Here is a 1,166-nt window from a genome sequence, read left to right on the forward strand (position 1 = left end):
CCGGTGTGGGCGGCGCGGCCCTCGTCGCCGGTGAGGGAGGCGGCGTCCCGCAGGGCGGCGTTGCGGGCGTCCAGCATCTCCCGGGTGGTAGGGGTGACGAAGGTGCCGCCGGTGGTGGCGAGGGCCTGGTTGGTCTCCACGAAGTCCCGGGTGATCCGCTCGTACGCGGCGAACGCCTCGGTGTGGTCCGCCCGCGCGGCCAGCTCACCGGCGAGCACGTAGGCGCCGACCAGGGAGACGCTGGAGCCCTGGCCCGACAGGAACGAGGTGGCGTGGGCCGCGTCGCCCGCGAGCGCCACGCGCCCCGACGACCAGGCGGGCATGTGGATCTGGCTCACCACGTCGAAGAACAGGTCGTCGGCCTCCCGCATCGCGGCCACCAGCCGGGGGACGTGCCAGCTCTGCTCCGGGAAGCGGGACGCGACCAGCTCCCGCTGCGCCTCGGGGTTCCGGAAGGCGTCGTACGGCGGCACCTCCTGGGTGAAGGTGAGGAAGCCGTGCATGCGGTCGCTCGGCTCGTGCGCGTACAGGACGGCGGCCCGGCCGGGGGCGTTCCAGATGACGCCCTCGCGCTCCAGGCCGAAGTCGTTGGCGAGGGTGAAGCCGGCGAAGGTGTGGCCGAGGTAGCGGTGGTACTTCTCCTCGGGTCCGAAGACCAGGCCGCGGGTGTTGGAGTGCAGTCCGTCGGCGCCTATGACCAGGCCGAAGGAGCGGCGGGTGCCGCTGACGAAGACGACGTCCACCCGGTCCCCGCGGTCGTCCAGGGTGGCGATGGAGTCGTTGAACATGAACTCGACCCGGCCGCGGATCGGGGTCTGCAGGGCGTCGGCCAGGTCGCCCCGGCGCACCTCCAGGTCCTGGCCCTCGACGCCGCCGGTGACGGACTCGGGGCGGATGGCGGCGATCAGGGCGCCGTCCGTGTCCACGAAGGAGAGCCGCTGCGAGTCCACGTGCGCCTCGCGCAGCCGGGGCAGCAGGCCCATACGGTCGACGACCTCGCGGGCGGTGCCCCGGATGTCGATGGCGTAGCCGCCGCCCCGAACCGCGGGGGCCTTCTCGACGACGGTGACCTCGAAGCCGTAGCGGTCGAGCCAGTAGGCGAGGGCGGGGCCGGCGATGCTGGCGCCGGAGATGAGGACGGTGCGGGGGGTGGAGGGGGTCACGGC

1 protein-coding gene is annotated in these 1,166 nt (G+C 73.5%); it reads right to left on the reverse strand.

What is annotated here, in order from left to right:
- Nucleotides 1–1,163: FAD-dependent monooxygenase (locus GT030_RS20095; protein WP_161202297.1), on the reverse strand; the 1,163-nt coding region annotated here is incomplete at its 3' end.
- Nucleotides 1,164–1,166 lie beyond the last annotated feature (3 nt).

This window comes from Streptomyces sp. SID1328 (genome assembly GCF_009865595.1).
In the GTDB taxonomy this organism is placed as follows: domain Bacteria; phylum Actinomycetota; class Actinomycetes; order Streptomycetales; family Streptomycetaceae; genus Streptomyces; species Streptomyces griseoluteus.